This is a genomic window from Tardiphaga sp. 42S5 (genome assembly GCF_034044155.1).
Classification (GTDB): Bacteria; Pseudomonadota; Alphaproteobacteria; order Rhizobiales; family Xanthobacteraceae; genus Tardiphaga; species Tardiphaga robiniae.
Map to the genome: position 1 here is coordinate 6,211,738 of NZ_CP139027.1, position 16,095 is coordinate 6,227,832.

At 61.8% G+C, this 16,095-nt stretch carries 15 protein-coding genes; 9 read left to right on the forward strand and 6 right to left on the reverse strand.

The annotated features are described in order from the left end of the window. Positions 1 to 144 precede the first annotated feature (144 nt). From SFY93_RS29000 to SFY93_RS29020, 5 genes are all read left to right on the forward strand, one after another. On the forward strand, positions 145 to 1,836 hold the full coding sequence (locus SFY93_RS29000; protein WP_320445530.1) for a thiamine pyrophosphate-dependent enzyme: 1,692 nt from the start codon (positions 145 to 147) through the stop codon (positions 1,834 to 1,836). Positions 1,837 to 2,159: 323 nt separating this feature from the next. Continuing rightward, positions 2,160 to 2,942, forward strand: coding sequence for an ABC transporter ATP-binding protein (locus SFY93_RS29005; RefSeq protein WP_089265846.1), 783 nt, complete (start codon positions 2,160 to 2,162; stop codon positions 2,940 to 2,942). Further along, entirely contained in the window at positions 2,939 to 3,796 is an 858-nt protein-coding gene (locus SFY93_RS29010) for an ABC transporter permease (protein WP_320445531.1), read from the forward strand. The genes SFY93_RS29005 and SFY93_RS29010 overlap by 4 nt, the downstream gene beginning before the upstream one ends. 33 nt (positions 3,797 to 3,829) lie before the next feature. Next, positions 3,830 to 4,798: an ABC transporter substrate-binding protein gene (locus tag SFY93_RS29015; protein ID WP_120287165.1), complete on the forward strand. Its 969-nt coding sequence runs from the start codon at positions 3,830 to 3,832 to the stop codon at positions 4,796 to 4,798. A 71-nt stretch (positions 4,799 to 4,869) separates the two neighbouring features. After that, positions 4,870 to 6,207: an amidase gene (locus tag SFY93_RS29020; RefSeq protein WP_320445532.1), complete on the forward strand. Its 1,338-nt coding sequence runs from the start codon at positions 4,870 to 4,872 to the stop codon at positions 6,205 to 6,207. 45 nt (positions 6,208 to 6,252) lie between these two features. Here the strand turns inward: SFY93_RS29020 and SFY93_RS29025 are convergent, their stop codons facing one another. Continuing rightward, the gene (locus tag SFY93_RS29025) at positions 6,253 to 6,789 is read right to left on the reverse strand and encodes a cupin domain-containing protein (RefSeq protein WP_089266238.1); all 537 of its coding nucleotides are present in this window, start codon (positions 6,787 to 6,789) and stop codon (positions 6,253 to 6,255) included. A 165-nt stretch (positions 6,790 to 6,954) separates the two neighbouring features. Between SFY93_RS29025 and SFY93_RS29030 the strand changes: the two genes are divergently transcribed. The 3 genes from SFY93_RS29030 (at position 6,955) to SFY93_RS29040 (ending at position 8,421) form a co-directional block, all read left to right on the forward strand. After that, positions 6,955 to 7,170, forward strand: a complete 216-nt coding sequence (locus SFY93_RS29030) for a CsbD family protein (RefSeq protein ID WP_089265843.1) — start codon at positions 6,955 to 6,957, stop codon at positions 7,168 to 7,170. 233 nt (positions 7,171 to 7,403) lie between these two features. Continuing rightward, entirely contained in the window at positions 7,404 to 8,201 is a 798-nt protein-coding gene (locus SFY93_RS29035; RefSeq protein WP_320445533.1) for an oxygen-dependent tRNA uridine(34) hydroxylase TrhO, read from the forward strand. Then, a complete protein-coding gene (locus SFY93_RS29040) occupies positions 8,194 to 8,421 on the forward strand; it encodes a SlyX family protein (RefSeq protein ID WP_320445534.1) in 228 nt (75 codons plus the stop codon). The genes SFY93_RS29035 and SFY93_RS29040 overlap by 8 nt, the downstream gene beginning before the upstream one ends. 162 nt (positions 8,422 to 8,583) lie before the next feature. On the opposite strand, the gene SFY93_RS29045 is transcribed toward SFY93_RS29040, so the two are convergent. Beyond that, entirely contained in the window at positions 8,584 to 10,122 is a 1,539-nt protein-coding gene (locus SFY93_RS29045; RefSeq protein WP_320445535.1) for a class I adenylate-forming enzyme family protein, read from the reverse strand. A gap of 149 nt (positions 10,123 to 10,271) precedes the next feature. Continuing rightward, the gene (locus tag SFY93_RS29050; protein ID WP_175367789.1) at positions 10,272 to 10,877 is read right to left on the reverse strand and encodes a nuclear transport factor 2 family protein; all 606 of its coding nucleotides are present in this window, start codon (positions 10,875 to 10,877) and stop codon (positions 10,272 to 10,274) included. Positions 10,878 to 10,960: 83 nt separating this feature from the next. On the opposite strand from SFY93_RS29050, the gene SFY93_RS29055 reads away from it, so the two are divergent. Next, a complete protein-coding gene (locus SFY93_RS29055; protein ID WP_320445536.1) occupies positions 10,961 to 13,060 on the forward strand; it encodes a S9 family peptidase in 2,100 nt (699 codons plus the stop codon). A 127-nt stretch (positions 13,061 to 13,187) separates the two neighbouring features. On the opposite strand, the gene hemC is transcribed toward SFY93_RS29055, so the two are convergent. The 3 genes from hemC to SFY93_RS29070 all read right to left on the reverse strand — a co-directional run bounded on the left by hemC (position 13,188) and on the right by SFY93_RS29070 (position 15,943). Continuing rightward, entirely contained in the window at positions 13,188 to 14,171 is a 984-nt protein-coding gene (gene hemC / locus SFY93_RS29060) for a hydroxymethylbilane synthase (RefSeq protein ID WP_199711965.1), read from the reverse strand. Positions 14,172 to 14,280: 109 nt separating this feature from the next. After that, positions 14,281 to 15,768 carry a monocarboxylate uptake permease MctP gene (mctP, locus tag SFY93_RS29065; protein WP_320445537.1) on the reverse strand — a complete coding sequence of 496 codons (1,488 nt, stop codon included), beginning with the start codon at positions 15,766 to 15,768 and terminating at the stop codon, positions 14,281 to 14,283. After that, positions 15,758 to 15,943: a DUF3311 domain-containing protein gene (locus tag SFY93_RS29070; protein ID WP_092145849.1), complete on the reverse strand. Its 186-nt coding sequence runs from the start codon at positions 15,941 to 15,943 to the stop codon at positions 15,758 to 15,760. The genes mctP and SFY93_RS29070 overlap by 11 nt, the downstream gene beginning before the upstream one ends. Between the last annotated feature and the right edge of the window lie 152 nt (positions 15,944 to 16,095).

The following is a 16,095-nucleotide window of genomic DNA, read 5'->3' on the forward strand; positions in this document are numbered from 1 at the left end:
AACTTGATTGACCATCATGAAACCGTTTCGCGGTTCAGCTATTGCTGCTGTGCGACCATTCGGTTCCAATCACAACTGGACCGACCGCATAGCTGCATCAGCCCGCCTCCCGGCGGAGAGCCAATTCTAGAAATCGGAGCTCCCATGTCGAAAACTGTCGCGGATGAGATTGTCCATGTTCTTGAGACGATTGGCGTACAGCAGATTTTCGGCCTGATCGCCGACTCGCTTAATCCGCTGGCGGACTCGGTCCGGCGCAGCAAGATCGAGTGGGTCGGGGTACGGCATGAGGAAGGCGCGGCGCTGGCCGCCGCAGGCCAGGCCAAGCTCACCGGCAAGCTCGGCGTTTGCGCCGGCTCCACCGGGCCCGGCAGCACGCATCTCGTCGCCGGTCTCTATGAAGCGGCGCGCGATCATGCCCCGGTGCTGGCGCTTTCTGGCGAAATGGCGCGAGCAGCAAAAGGCGTCGACTTTTTCCAGACCACCGAGCCGGACCTGCTGTTTCGCGACGTCGCACTCTACACCCAGACCATCACCACCGCCGCGCAGGCGCCCGGCGTGATCCATCAGGCCATCTCCACCGCCTATGCAGGGCCCGGCGTCGCGCATCTGACGCTGCCTGTCGACGTGCTGTCTTCGAAAGCCGAAGGGGCTACAGCGAGCCTTGCCACGCTGGTGCCACGCGGCGAGATCCTGCCGAATGATGCCGCCATACAGGAAGCCACCCGCCGCATCGACGAAGCCGGCAGCGTCGTCATCATGTGCGGCCACGGTGCCATCGGCACCGCCGAACTCCTGCGCGCGCTCAGCGACAAGCTGAAGGCGCCACTAGTGCATTCGGTGCGCGGCAAGGAGATCATGGCGTTCGACGATCCAAGCTGGATGGGCGGTCTCGGCATGATCGGCACCAAGGCCGTCTACAATGCCGTACATGATTGCGACCTGCTCGTCATGGTCGGCACCGACTATCCCTATTCCAACTTCCTGCCGCGCAAGGGCAATGTCATCCAGATCGATGTGCGCGCCGAAGCGCTCGGCAGGCGCACGCCGACGAGCCTCGGCGTCATCGGTTCGGCACGCCCCGCGTTGAAGATGCTGCTGGACAGGGTGCAGACCAAGACCGACGGCCAGTTCTTCGAGACGACCAATCACGCCCGCAAGAAGTGGGATGAGATGCTCGACAAGCAGGCCGACCCGGCCCGCAGCAAGAACAAGATCCACCCGCAGGCCGTCGCGCGCATCGCCAGCGATCTGGCACGGCCCGATGCAATCTTCGTGTTCGACACCGGTCTGAACACGCTATGGTCGGCCAACTGGATCCGCCAAAACGGCACCCAGCGCATCATCGGCTCGTTCAACAATGCCGCGGTCGGCACGTCCGTCGGCCAGGGCAACGGCGTGCAGATCCTCGATCGCAGCAAGCAGGTGATCGTGCTCACCGGCGACGGCGGCTTCAACATGCTGATGGGCGAATTCATGACGGCTGTGCAGCACAAGCTGCCTATCAAGGTCATCGTCTATAACAATTCCGCCCTCGGCCTGATCACGCTGGAAGCCGAAAGCATCGGCCTGGCGCCCTTCCGCGAAGCCATCGAATTCCCCAATCCCGATTTCGCCGCACTGGCGCGTGCCTGCGGCGCGCAGGGCTTTACGGCCAAGCAGCCGGGCGATCTGAAGAAGGCTATCGCCGACGCGCTGGCCTGTGACGGACCCGCCATCGTCGATTGCGTGGTCGCTGCCGACGAGATCCCGAACCTGCCGCATGTGGACGCCGCCATGGTCGGCAATTACGCGCTGGCGAAGATCAAGGAAGCAGTGATGGCGGTGACTGGCTGATCTCGGACCTATCAGCTGTTATGCGCCGGCTTGTCCCGCGTATCCACGTCTTAGCCGAGGCGAGCAAGACGTGGATGGCCGGGACAAGCCCGGCCATGACGAACGAGAGAACGGAGCGCGAGGTCGCCTAAAGTGTTCGCCAAAAATACACTTCGCCACACCTGCTCAATTTATCGCCGAGAATAAATCCAGCCTGCCCAAAGCCGGGGCAAAACACTTCAAGCCTCAAGCACTCAGCAGAAAACCTGCGCGATTGCTTGAGGCTTTTTCGTGCCCAAGATGGCACGCAGCTTGCGTATGTGCGGTACCCAGGAAACCGCATCATGCCGCCGAAACAAGTTCAACTCACCGTCCAGAACATCAGCAAGTCGTTTGCCGGCAAGGGCGGCGACGTCAATGTGCTCGACGATCTCTCTTTCACCATCAACGAACGCGATTTCGTCAGCATTATTGGCCCCAGCGGCTGCGGCAAGACGACCATCTTCAACATCATCGCCGGCCTGCTGGAGCCCGATGGCGGCACTATCACCTATCGCGGCAAGGAAATCGAAAGCCTGCGCGGCCGCGTCGGCTACATGATGCAGAAAGACCTGCTGTTTCCGTGGCGCACGGTGATGGGCAATGTGCTGCTCGGGCTGGAGACTCGCGGCGTCGACCAGAAGGAGGCCGAGGAGAAAGCGCGCGAATATCTCAAGCAGTTCGGCCTCGCCGGCTTCGAGAATGCCTATCCCAAGACCCTGTCCGGTGGAATGCGCCAGCGCGTGGCGCTGATCCGTACGCTGATCATGGATCCCGACATCCTGCTGCTCGACGAGCCATTCTCGGCGCTGGATTATCAGACGCGGCTGTATCTCGAAGGCGTGCTGAAGGATGCAGTCCAGAAATTCAACAAGACGGTCATCCTCGTGACCCATGACATCGACGAGGCGGTCGCGCTGTCGAAGCGCGTCGTCGTGCTGTCCGGCCGCCCGGCACGGGTGAAGGTCGTGCATGAGATCGACATCGAGGCAACCTCACCCATCACCGCGCGCAACGACGTGAAATTCTCGACTTATTTCAAGACGCTTTGCGCCGAACTCGATATCCAGACGGAGACAACGTCATGAGCCTCGTGATGTCCGGCGCATCCGCGCGCAAGAAGACCGCACCGCGCAAGTCCCGCAAGAAGCGATCGACCTTCGACACCACGCTCGGCCGCGCCGTGCTGCAATTGCTCGCCGTCGCAGTGTTCTTTGCGCTATGGGAGCTCGGCGTCCATGCCGGCTATATCTCGGCATTTTTGATGGGGTCGCCATCTGGCATCTTCGCCACGTTCTACAAGCTGGTCCTGAGCGGCGAACTGCTGTCGGATTCCTGGTACACGCTGTTCGAGGCCATTTTGGGCTTCATCATCGGCACCATCTTCGGATCGCTGTTCGGTCTGGCGCTGTGGTATTCGGTGTTCGTCGCGAAGCTGGTCGAGCCCTTCATCGTTGCCATCAATTCCGTGCCGAAGATCGCGCTCGCGCCCATCGTGGTGCTGTGGTTCGGCACCGGCTTGATATCGAAGGTCGCACTCGCCGTCTCGCTCACCGCGCTTGTGGCGCTGATCGCAGCCTATCAGGCGGCCAAGGATGCCGACGTCGATCTGCAGTCGCTGATGATCTCCATGGGCGCCGACAAGCATCAGGTGTTCTGGAAGGCCGTGGTGCCATCCACACTGCCGTCGATCATCGCCACCTTCCGCATCAATATCGGTTTCGGCCTGGTCGGCGCCGTTGTCGGCGAGTTCATCTCGTCGCAGCGCGGCCTCGGCCACATGATCTTCCTCGCCTCCAGCCTGTACGACCTCAACTCAGTCTGGGTCGGGCTGTTCACGCTGATGATCCTCGGCTTCGTGCTCTATTACGTCATCGACATCATCGAGCGCACCTCGCTGCCGTGGAAGCAGGCGTCCACCTCGCATCAGGTCCAGGTTTAATCCCCTCTCTTTCCACCATAACGGAGACGTTCCATGTCGTTGTTGAAGCGTATCACCGGCGCGGTCGCGCTGGCTGGAGTCCTGCTCGCCACGCCAGCGATGGCGCAGAACAAGAAGGTGGTGTTGTCGCAGGCCTTCCAGTCGATGCTGTACCTGCCGCTCTATGTCGCCATTAATGAGGGCTTCTTCACCGCGCAGGGCCTCGACCTCACCAAGGAAACCGCAGGCTCGCCCACAGTCGCACTCTCGGCGGTGATCTCCGGCAGCGCACAGTTCTCGATCCATGGCCCGGAATGGACAGCCATCGCCGCTTCCAAGGGCGCACCGGTTGGCATCATCGCCAATGTGGTCAACGGCGCCGCGGTGTGGATCGCCACCGCGCCGGATTTCAAGTTCACCGACGTCAAGAGCCTGAAGGGCCAGAAGGTGGTCGTTGGCACCATGCCGACCACCAGCACCTCGCTGTTCCTGAAGCTCCTGAAAGAGAATGGCATGGACGGCAAGACCGATGTGGAGATGATCCCCGTCGCGATCGGCAGCGAACCGGGTCCGTTCCTCGCCAAGCAGGCTGACGTCGCCGTGATGTATGAACCCGGCCTCGATCAGGTCGTCGCCAAGGGCATGAAGGTGGTCTACGGCTTCCCGAAGAGCTATGGCGCCTATGCATTTTCGTCGGTGACGGCGCGCAATGACGTCAATCCGGATCTGGCGCAACGTGTGACCAACGGCATGGAAATGGCGATGCGCTTCATGAAGAAGGATCCTGCCAAGACCGTAGCCATTGCGCAGAAGGAATTTCCAACGCTGGATCCGGCCGTGATTGAATCCGCCGTCAAGCGTATGCTGGCCGACGGCGTCTATCCGGACAGCGTCGATATTTCTGCACCCTCGCTGAAGATCTCCATGGACACCCAGATCGCGCTCGGCAATCTCGCGGCCCAGCCTGACTATGACAAGTTTGTCGTGAAGAAATATATCGAGCCCGCATTGGCGATGAAGTAATATCGAAGGCGCGCAGCCTCGCGGTTGCGCGCCTCTCTCGATCCCAGAAGAAACGTTCAGGACGACACGACATGACGAATGCAACCGCGCGCACTGCAACATCTGGCGCGGGGGTTCTGGACCTGCTGCGACTGTTCAAGGGCAATACATCTGCGGCAGATCACTACGCATCGGAGCGGCTCGCACAGGCCAAGGCTGCCGAGCCCATACTGAAGGCCTTTGAGGTCCTCCCCACCGACACTGTGCGCAAGCCAGGGCCGCTCTCCGGCATCCCCGTCGCCGTCAAGGATATCATCGCCACCACCGACATGCCGACCACCAATGGCTCGGCCGTCTATGCCGATCACGTGCCATCGGCCGATGCATGGGTGGTCGAACGGTTGCGCAATCTCGGCGCCACCATCTTCGGAAAGACCGTCTCCACCGAATTCGCCTGGCGCCATCCCGGCCCGACCACCAATCCATGGAACAGCAAGCACACACCGGGCGGCTCGTCCTCCGGCTCGGCAGCCTCCGTCGCTGCCGGCATCGTGCCCCTGGCGCTGGGCACGCAGACGCTGGGCTCCATCATCCGTCCCGCTGCCTTCAACGGCGTCGTCGGCTTCAAGCCGAGCTTCGGCGCTATCCCCCGCAGCGGCGCGCACCACCTCAGCCAGTCGCTCGACCACATCGGCTTCTTCGCGCGCAAGGTCGATGACGTCGCCTATGCGCTTTCATTGATCGCAGGCACCAGCGACAGCGATCCGCATGGCGCGCCGGTGCCGGGTTTCGAAATCTCCGTCGAGCGCGGTGTACCGCCGCTGCCGTCACCACGTCTCGCAGTGGTGCGCTTTGCCAAATTCGCCAAGGCCGAGAGCGAACAGCAACAGGTGTTCGAGGCCTCTGTCGCGCGACTGCGCAGCGCCGGCGCGTCGATCGAGGAACTTGAACTGCCCGAACTGGATCGCAGCAACTGGGACGCGATCAACATCATTCTGGCCGCCGAAGGGGCGGTAATCTTTGGCGATCTCGTCGCACGCTATCCTGACAAGACCAGCGATCACCTGAAGAAACTGGTGGAAACCGGCAGCGCCATCAGCGCGGCAGCCTATCTCAAGGCCAAGGCGTTGCAGACGAAGCTGCGCGCGGACTTCACCGCGCAGATGACGAATTACGATGCGGTGCTGACGCTGCCGGCCTATGGCGAAACACCGGAAGGGCTGAGCTATACCGGCGATGCCGAATATTGCGCGCCATGGACCCTGATCGGCGTGCCCGCGCTGTCGCTGCCGGCCGGGTTCGGCAAGAACCATCTGCCGCTCGGCCTGCAGGTGGTCGGCCCCTATCTGAACGATCTGCGCACGCTGCGCGTAGCGAAGTGGATCGAGAGTGCGCTGGCGTTCTCGCCGGGATTGCCCGAGATCAAATAGCAAAGGGCCCTCGTCCAATCTCGGGCGAGGGCCTCAGCTTGATGTTTACTTCTTCACCGCCCCATCGGGATGCGTAGGATCGACCCACAACACCGTCTCTGGCTTCTCCACCGGCTCGATATCGATATTGATAGCGACCGCCTCGCCGTCGCTGCGCACCAGCACGCATTCCAGCACTTCGTCGGCACTCGCATTGATTTCCTGATGCGGCACGTAAGGCGGAACGAAGATGAAATCGCCAGGACCGGCCTCCGCGGTAAACTGCAGGCGATCGCCCCAGCGCATCCGAGCCTTGCCCTTTACCACATAGATGACGCTTTCGAGATGGCCGTGATGATGCGCACCGGTCTTGGCATCCGGCTGGATCGACACGGTGCCGGCCCAAAGTTTCTGCGCGCCGACGCGCGCGAAATTGATAGCCGCCGCACGGTCCATGCCTTTGGTCGATGGCACGTTGGTATCGAGATTGTCGGCGGGAATGACGCGAATGCCGTCGTGCTTCCAGCGATCTGGATCATGGTCGTGAGAATGATCATGCGCGTGATCGTGCGGATGAGTGTGATCGTGGCCGTGACCGGACATTTCAATGCCTTCTTGGGTTCCGAAGAAATGCTGCCACCGCATGCGGCATCACGCCCCCGGGAGTGAGGAACATTCAATTGAGCTGGCAATTGTCCCTGCGAAGCTCAAGCAGCGCGTATCGAGAATGGTCTCGGAACTGCGTCTGCTACATGACAGGAGTATCCCATGGGTGCCACCGCAGACAAGATCAAGGGAACCGCAAACGAAGCCATCGGCAAGGCCAAGCAGGGCATCGGTGAAGCGACCGGCTCTGACCGCCTGCAGGGCGAAGGCCTGATCCAGGAAGGCAAGGGCCACGCGCAGAAGGCCGTCGGCGATGCCAAGCAGGCTGCCAAAGACGCCGCCGACAAAGCGTCGGATTTCGCGAACCGCAAACTTTAACCAATTCCAACCGGCGGAGTTTTGACTCCTCCGTCGGTCGCAGGTGACGCTGCAAAAGAAGCCGGTCCCAAGAGGGGCCGGCTTTTTGCTGTCTGCTCGTTACGCCAACCCGCCCGGGAATGACATAGGTCGATACCTGCGCGGGGAGCAGCCGGCCCAAAGCCCTGATGGCAACGATATTTCGGCCAGTTCCCGGACTTCCCCCTCGCCGGTCCGGCTGGTAAACCCCCGCTATGTTCAAGGTCGCCGCCCTCTATCAATTCGCCGCGCTGCCGGATTTTCGGCAATTGCGCGAGCCGCTGCGCGCCTATTGCGCCAATCTCGGCATCAAAGGCTCGATCCTGCTCGCCGAGGAAGGCATCAACGGCACCGTGGCTGGCACCGACGCTGCCATCAATACGCTGATGGCGGAACTGCAGACAGGGGTGATGTTCAGCGATCGGCTGAACCATCTCGAGTTGAAATTCTCCCGCGCCAGCCTGATGCCGTTCCTGCACATGAAGGTGCGGCTGAAGAAGGAGATCGTCACCCTCGGCGATCCCCAGACCGATCCGACCAAGACCGTCGGCACCTATGTGGACGTCGCGGACTGGAACGATCTGATCGCCGATGAGACCACGCTGGTGCTCGATACGCGCAATGCATTCGAGGTGGCGATGGGCACGTTCGAGGGCGCGGTCGATCCGGAGATCGCAAGCTTCGGCCAGTTCAAGGATTACGTGGCGCGTACGCTCGATCCCGAGAAGCACACGAAGATCGCGATGTTCTGCACCGGCGGCATTCGCTGCGAGAAGGCGAGTTCGTATCTGTTGTCGCGCGGCTTCGCCGACGTCTATCATCTCAAGGGCGGCATCCTGAAATATCTCGAGCAGATCCCCGAGGCCGAGAGCCGCTGGCGCGGCGAATGCTTCGTGTTCGACCAGCGCGTCGCGCTCGGTCATGGCCTCGTCGAAAGCCAGTCGATCAAGCCTGACTTGCCGATCAATTCGGAAGATTTTGCGATGCTGCGGGAGAGCGCATCCGATGAGTGAGGCCGCAAAAGACCTGACAGGCTTACGCGAACGTATCGACGCACTCGAAACTCGCGTCGCCTATCAGGACGACACGATCGAGACGCTGAATACGACGATCACCGCCCAGTGGAAACAGATCGACATGCTGACGCGGCAGGTTGCCACGCTCGGCGAGCGGCTGCAGGAGGCCGAAAGCAACAGCGGTGCGCCGCGGAATGAACCTCCGCCGCATTATTGAGGCGGCGATCCCAAACTCAGCCGTCGTCCCCGCGGAGGCGGGGACCCATACACGCCGAAGAGTTAGAAAAGACGCTGTGGCTATAACTCTGCCGCTTGAACCATACTGACCGTGGTTATGGGTCCCCGCCTCCGCGGGGACGACACCTGATAGGCCAGTGCTCTAAACCGACAAATCCGCCGCCAGCTTGCGGTCTCGCAACTCGCGCTTCAGCACCTTGCCGATGGCGCTGCGCGGCAACACATCGACCAGCACGACATCGTTGAGTCGCTGGAACTTGCCGACACGCTCATTCGTCCAAGCCTTCAGTCCCGGCGCATCGACCGAGGCACCCGCCTTCATCACCACGAAGGCGACCGGTGTCTCACCCCACTCTTCCGACGGCATGGCCACAACGGCGGCTTCGAGCACGTCGTCGTGTTTCGTCAGCACGGCTTCGAGATCGCTCGGATAGATGTTGAAACCGCCGGAAATAATCATGTCCTTCTTGCGGTCCATCAGCTGCAGAAAGCCGTCTTCGTCAAAACGCCCGACATCGCCGGTGCGGACATAGCGCTTTCCGGAAGCGTCGTGCCAGAACGTCTCGGCGGTCTTGCCGGGCTGGTTGAGATAGCCCTGCATGATGACGGGCGAATGCCCGACCACTTCGCCAATTTCGCCTTGGGCAACGAAATTGCCGTCCTCGTCAATCAGGCGGATCTCATGATCTGGCGCTGGCTGGCCGACGGTGTGCAACTTGGTCGGATGTTCATGCGCCAGCAGCACGCAGGTGCCGCCGCCTTCGGTCATCCCGTAATATTCGGTCAGCCCGCCAGGCCAGCGTTTCAACACGTCGGCCTTCAGCGCGCCGCCGAATGGCGCCGAGGTCGAGAATTTCATCACGAAGGACTTCAGATCGAAACTGTCGAAATCCGGCACCGCCATAATGCGGCGATACTGCACCGGCACCAGCATCGCATGGGTCGCCCGATGTCTGGCGCTGAGTTCAAGGAAGCCGCGCGCATCAAACTTCTTCATCAGCACCAAGGTGCCGCCACCGGCGAGTGTCGGATTGAAACAGACCAGCGTGGTGTTGGAATAGAGCGGCGTCGACAGCACGGTGACCGCATCCGGCCCGTAGCCGAGCGGATCGAGCTGGCCATATTGCCGCCAGCGCATCCAATAGGTGTGGATGATGCCCTTCGGCGTACCGGTCGTGCCCGAGGAATAGATGATATTGAAGACCCATTCCGGATCAATCGTCACCGGCGCTGGCGTCGCACCTTCCGGCGCTAGCCATTGCACAAACGGCTTGCCGGCCTTGCCGCCGTCGAGCGCGACGCGCTGGATGGAGGGATCGATCGTAGCCTCCGCGAAAGAGGCGGCCGTCGCGTCGTCCATGAACAGGATTTTTGCGGCCGCATCCTTCACCATCGCAGCGAAATCCGTGGGTGTCGATGACGGCGCCAGCGGCGCCACCGCCACACCGACGCGCAACGCACCAAGAAACACCGCTGCATATTCGATCGACGACAGCGCACAGATGGAGATCGCGTCGCGCGGCTTGAGGCCACTGGCCTGCAATGATGCAGCGATACGATCGATCAGTGCGTCGAATGCGGCGTAGTCGATCTGGCGATCAGCATCGATCACGGCGATCTTGGTCGGCTTGGATGCGGCGGTGTTACGGACCAGTGCATCGAGGGTGATGAAGTCGGGCATGTTGTTTCTCCCAGTCTTTTTTGTTCTTTATCAACTATCCACGTCATTGCGAGGAGCGAAGCGACGAAGCAATCCAGAGAGCGACAAGGAAAGACTGGATTGCTTCGTCGCCAAGAGGCTCCTCGCAATGACGGCTGAGGGTAAGGCGGCTACCGATCCAGCTTTTCGCCGTTCAGCCACTTCTTCCCACTGGCATAAAGCGCCTCCACCGCGTCGCCGCGCAGCCCCGGCATATCCGGCTTGATCTGATAACCGATCTGGCTCTGCAAATAAGCGAGATGGCGATAGCCCTCGGGGAAGCTCGCGAGCAGATCCGCATCGAGCTTCAGCGGCGCGCCCGGCACCACCGGATCCATGCGATCCTTCTCGTAGATCGGCTGACGCAGCACCATGCCCCATTTGCCGTCGCGTTTTTCGAGAAAATCGTAGAACCGCCCGGTCAGCATCACGTCGACATTGACGCCGTGCACCAGCGCGCGCTGGGCGATGGTCATCTTGGTCTGCGAAATTGCGCGGGTGCCTGCGAGGTCGATCGACTGCGCGCCGAGGAAATGCATGATCGAGACGCCCTTGGCCCAGCCAGCCTTGCTCATGGCGATGAACTCGTCGGCCGTGCCCTGGGTCCAGGTGGCCACCATGCGGCCATCGTCGAACCAGACGGTGCGGAAGCGATCCCAGTCGCCGGCGTCGCGCCAGACCACCCAGTTTTCAATGAGATCGCGGATGGCAAGGCGGTCGATAATCTCTATATCCATGGAATATCCAATATGCGGGGCAGGCGCCGATGCGTGCGTGTTCCGCGATCATATCCGATCAGGCTTCCGCGAAAAGAGCGTTCATGACAAAGCAGACATCCTCCATGCCCGCGCCGGTTGCGCCGCGTCATCCGCATTCCTTCACGACCCACGGCATCACCGTGACCGATGACTATGCCTGGCTGAAGGATGCCAAATGGCAGGAGGTGCTGCGCGACCCCAGCGTGCTGGAGCCGGAGATCCGCACCTATCTGGAGGCCGAGAACGCCTATACGGAGAGCCTGCTCGGCGGCACGGCGGCGCTGCAGACCAAGTTGGTTGCGGAAATGCGCGGCCGCATCAAGGAAGACGATTCCAGCGTCCCGTCGCCGGATGGCCCTTATGCTTATTTGCGGAAATTCCGCGAGGGCGGCCAGCATGAATTATTCGGCCGCATGCCGCGGGATGGCGGCGAGGCCACCATCATTCTCGATGGCGACAGGCTTGCCGCCGACCACAAATATTTCAAGTTCGGCGGCGCCCGCCATTCGCCGGATCATGCGCTGGAAGCCTGGAGCGCCGACGTCAAGGGCTCGGAATATTTCACCATCCGCGTGCGTGACTGGGCCACTGGCAGCGATCTCGACGACGTGGTCGAGGAGACCGATGGCGGCGTGGTGTGGACGCTCGACTGCAAGTCCTTCTTCTATGTGAAGCTCGACGATAACCATCGCCCGATGCAGGTCTGGCTGCACAAGCTCGGCACCAAACAGGCCGACGACAGGCTGATCTTCGAGGAGCAGGATTCCGGCTGGTTCACCCACATCCATGAAAGCGCCAGCGGCCGCTTCTGCGTCATCGCCGGCGGCGATCATGAAACGTCCGAGCAGCAATTGATTGATCTCAACACGCCCGACGCGCCGCCGCGCCTCGTGGCGAAGCGCGAAGATGGCGTGCAGTATTCGCTGGCCGATCGCGGCGACGAGCTGTTCATCCTGACCAATGCCGACGGCGCCATCGACTTCAAGATCGTCACCGCGCCGCTGGCTTCGCCCGCGCGCGCCAACTGGACGGACCTGATTCCCTACCGCGAAGGCATCTATGTCCTCGACATGGATCTCACGGCCAATCACCTGGTCCGTCTGGAGCGTGCCAACGCACTGCCGTCGATCGTGATCCGCGATCTCACCACCAAGGAAGAACACGCCATCGCCTTCGACGAAGCCGCCTATTCACTCGATACGATAGGCGGCTACGAATTCGATACGACCACGCTGAGGTTTGCCTATTCGTCGATGACGACGCCGTCGGAAGTCTATGACTACGACATGGCGACGCGCGAACGCACCTTGCGGAAGCGTCAGGAGATCCCGTGCGGCCACAACCCCGCTGACTACGTCACCACGCGCATCATGGCCAAAGCCCATGACGGCGTCGAAGTCCCGGTGTCGATCCTACATCGCAAGGACCTGGCACGGGACGGCAAGGCTCCGCTGCTGCTCTATGGCTATGGTTCCTACGGCATGGCGATGCCGGCGTCGTTCTCCGCCAACCGGCTGTCGCTGGTCGATCGCGGCTTCGTCTATGCCATCGCGCATATCCGCGGCGGCGCCGACAAGGGCTGGGGCTGGTATCTCGACGGCAAGCGCGACAAGAAGACGAACTCATTCGATGATTTCGCGGCCGCTGCGCGTGCGCTGATCTCAGCGAAATATACATCCGAGAAAAACATCGTTGGCCATGGCGGCAGCGCCGGCGGCATGCTGATGGGCGCCGTCGCCAATCGCTCCGGCGAGCTATTCTCCGGCATCGTTGCCGAAGTGCCATTCGTCGATGTGCTCAACACCATGCTCGACGACACCCTGCCGTTGACGCCGCCGGAATGGCCCGAATGGGGCAATCCGATCGAGAGCGAAGCGGATTTCAAGACGATCCTGTCCTACTCGCCCTATGACCAGGTCGCGGCGAAAGCCTATCCGAAGATTCTGGCGATGGGTGGCCTCACCGATCCCCGCGTCACCTATTGGGAGCCGGCGAAATGGATCGCACGGCTGCGCGCGACGATGACGGGTGGAGGCCCGGTGCTGCTGCGGACGAATATGGGCGCCGGTCACGGCGGCGCGTCCGGACGATTCAACCGGCTGGATGAGATCGCGATCGTCTATGCGTTTGCACTGTGGTCGGTGGGGATGGCGGAGGGGTAGTTGCCACACACTCCGTCATGGCCGGGCCTGACCCGGCCATCCAACTTCACTGTCGGACATCAAAACATGGATGCCCGGGTCAAGCCCGGGCATGACGTGGAGAGGGCAAAGTGTCGTATCGAATGGTCTAGTGCTCCGGCCGATTGGCCTCGATCAGCGCGCCGGCGCCCTTGTCGAGCAGCTCCAGCCCGACAGCCCGCCCCAGCTCGCGCGGACGATCCGCCGGCCCTATGCGCGTCACCTCAATGAACTGCCCGCCGGCTTCATCCAGCACCGATGCGGTCAGCGACATCTCGTGCCCTGAGATCACCGAATAGCCGGCGATCGGCGAATTGCAGTGGCCGTTCAGCACCCAAAGCACCTCGCGCTCGGCATCGCAGGACAGATGCGCCGCAGGGTCGTCGATCAGTGACAGATGACGCCGCGAGGCCCAATCATGCGCCGCGCATTCGACTGCGACGATGCCCTGCCCCACGGCCGGCAACATTTCCTGCGGCGTGAAATCACGTGCGATGCGGCTCGCCAATCCAACACGCTCGAGGCCTGAACGCGCCATGATCAGCGCGTCGGCGGGGCCGATCTCGTCGCCATCAGGCAGCCGCTGCATCTCGCCATTGTCGAGTTTGCGCACGCGCGTATCGGCAGCCCCGCGGAAATGGATCACCTCAATCTCGGGAAACAGGCGGCGGATATAGGCGGCACGGCGTACGGCATTGGTGCCGATCTTGAAGCCTTTGCCATGCGTGCGCTTGAGATCGTCGAGGCTAACGCCTTCGCGCAGCACCAGTGCATCGGTCGGCGGATCGCGCACCAGCGTGGCGCCGATCACGAGACCCGGCGTGTCTTCATTGCCGGGCATGTCCTTCAGCGAATGCATCGCCGCATGCAGCGTACCCTTGAGCACGGCCGCGCGAATTTCGCCGACGAAAGCGCCGCCCTTGCCGCCATGCTTCAGGAGATTGCTGGTCTGGTCACGGTCGCCGACCGGCTCGAATTTCACGATCTCGACGGCCAGTTCCGGCGCGACAACCGCAAGCCGGCGCGCGATCTCTTCGGTCTGGGCCAGCGCCATGGTGCTTTTGCGCGTGCCGATGCGCATCGATTCAGTCACTCAGGCAAGCTCCATCCGGCGGTCCCGCACAGGGATGGCGGGCATTCGCGCGGACAATAAAGCCAGCGCGCACCGGAAACAATGCGCGCGCGGGCTTTACGGGGGGCCCTTACGTGCTCGCCGCCTCGGCCGTTGCCACCGGCTTCGGCACCACGAGATTGACCAGCATTGCCACCACGATATTCGCGACGAGGGCAATCAGACCGACATAGACCGTCGCCTGGAAGCTGCCGATCGACAGCATATGCAGCGGCTTGAGGCCGTCCGTCCAGGCCAGATATGTGCCGCCGAACAGGCCGACCACCCATCCGGTCAGCAATGCCGGCGCGGTGAACCAGCGGGTGAACAGGCCGAAGATCAAGGCCGGCAGCGTCTGCAGGATCCACAGGCCTCCGAGAAGCTGCAGGTCGAGCGCGAACTGCGTCGGCAGATAGATGATCACCAGCAGCGCGCCGACCTTCACCACCAGCGACGCGATCTTTGCCACCGCGGCTTCGCCCGCCGTATCGACCTGCGGATTGACATAGGCCTTCCAGAAATTGCGGGTGAAGAGATTGGCAGCACCAATGCTCATCACCGCTGCCGGGACCAGCGCGCCGATGGCGATCGCCGCAAAAGCGAAGCCTGCGAACCAGCTCGGAAACAGCGTCTGGAACAGCGCCGGTACCACGTCATTATTGCTGGCGAGCTTCAACTTGGCGGCGTGGCCCATATAGCCGAGCAGCGCCAGCAGGCCGAGCATCAGTGTATAGGCCGGCAACAGTACGGCGTTCTTGCGGATGGTCGTGGCGCTCTTGCTGGCGAAGATACCGGTCAGCGTATGCGGATACATGAAGGCCGCGAGCGCCGAACCAAGTGCCAGCGTGGCATAGGCGACATACTGGCTGGGCTGCAGCAGGATACTGCCCGAGCCCTTGGCCTTGAACGCCTGATCGGCGGCGTCGAACACTGCGGCATAGCCGCCAAGCTTGCCGGGGATCACCGACACTGCCGCGATGACGGCGATATAGATCATGATATCCTTGACGAAGGCGATCAGCGCCGGGGCACGCAGGCCCGACGAGTAGGTGTAGAGCGCCAGCACGACGAACGCCGCGATCAGCGGCAATTCGCCTTCGAAGCCAAGCGCCTTCACAGCCGTGGCCATACCGATCAGCTGCAGCGCGATATAGGGCATGGTGGCGACAACACCGGTGATGGCGACTGCTGCTTCCAGCATGCGCGAACCATAGCGGCCATGCACGACGTCGGCGGCAGTGACATAGCCGTTGTCCTTGGCGACCTGCCACAGCCTCGGCATCACCATGAACACGATGGGATAGACCAGGATCGTGTAAGGCAGCGCGAAGAAGCCATAAGCACCGACCGAATAGACCAGTGCCGGCACGGCAATCACCGTATAGGCGGTATAGAAATCGCCGCCGACCAGAAACCAGGTGATCCAGGTGCCGAACTGGCGGCCACCAAGGCCCCATTCGTCGAGACTGGCCAGCGTTTTCGGACGGCGCCACTTCGAGGCGACGAAGCCCATCACGGTGACGAGCGCGAAGAAGAACAGAAAGACCGCAACGGCGGGAATATCGAGCTCAGTCTTCATTGGGGTAGGTCCGGTAAGCGAGCCACGTCAGAAAGGCGGTCATCGGCACCCAGGCGAGCTGGTACCAGTAGAAGAACGGAAAGCCGAACAGCACCGGATCATGAAAATTGTAGAACGGGACCCAGAGCAGGCCGACGAAGGGGATCAGCAAAAGCCATAAGAAATGGCGGGCCATGGCGGGGCTCCTCTCGATAGGCGGGCAGCGCCGGATGCCACGATTATTTTACGGCGCAGAATTTTGCGCTGTGTAGGTGCGACATTCTGTCATGTAAACACGATGCTGCCGCAGGGCTGCCATTCGCGGAGTGGACGCGCCGCAACGACAAA